This window comes from Paenibacillus forsythiae T98 (genome assembly GCF_000520735.1).
GTDB lineage: Bacteria > Bacillota > Bacilli > Paenibacillales > Paenibacillaceae > Paenibacillus_AQ > Paenibacillus_AQ forsythiae.
Map to the genome: position 1 here is coordinate 1 of NZ_ASSC01000849.1, position 749 is coordinate 749.

The following is a 749-nucleotide window of genomic DNA, read 5'->3' on the forward strand; positions in this document are numbered from 1 at the left end:
CTTGACGCTCGATGCCGCCCGTTGTCAGGAGAATCTGGACCGTTCGGGAGTAATCGCTGCGGCGGCGGTTTCTTATATCGGATATGACCAGGCGGCCGAATTGGTCAGGGATGTGGTGTCTACAGGACAGCCGCTTGAACAGCTGTTGCAGGAACGCGGCCTGATGACAGCGGAGCAAATGAAAGCGATCCTTCATCCGCTGGAAGTGACCAAGCCGGGGATTCCCGGAAGCGGCAGAGAGGTCTGAAGAGGTACAGGACAGCAAAGGAGAACAACCGAATGAGCTTGAACGACACACCACGCGGAGAACGATGGCATATTGCCGTCTTCGGGCGGCGAAATGCCGGTAAATCGAGTGTAATCAACGCGCTTGGCGGGCAGGAGACCTCAATTGTCTCCCCGGTGAGCGGGACGACGACCGACCCGGTCTATCAGCCGATGGAGCTGCTGCCGGTAGGTCCGGTGGTACTTATTGATACAGCCGGACTGGATGATTTTGGCGATCTGGGACAACTGCGTATTCACAAAACGCTGCGTATTCTAAACAAGGCCGATTTGGCGCTGCTTGTGGTGGACGCCGCCTGCGGGGCCGGTGAATTCGAGCAGGAATTGCTGAGGACCATTGCCGCCAGAGAGATACCTGTAATTGTTATTTTAAACAAGATGGATTTGCTCGCGGCCGCTCAAGGTGATCAGGAAGGGACCCGTTCAGAGGCGGCGCGAGTGGAAGCGTTGCTTGGACGCAAGCC

1 protein-coding gene and 1 pseudogene are annotated in these 749 nt (G+C 56.9%); both read left to right on the forward strand.

What is annotated here, in order from left to right:
* Positions 1-247 (forward strand): annotated as a pseudogene (locus L692_RS30270) (aspartate ammonia-lyase); the annotation flags it as partial.
* A gap of 32 nt (positions 248-279) precedes the next feature.
* Positions 280-749, forward strand: a 470-nt coding sequence (locus L692_RS0125925) for a GTPase (RefSeq protein WP_025702800.1), incomplete at its 3' end; no start/stop codon positions are given.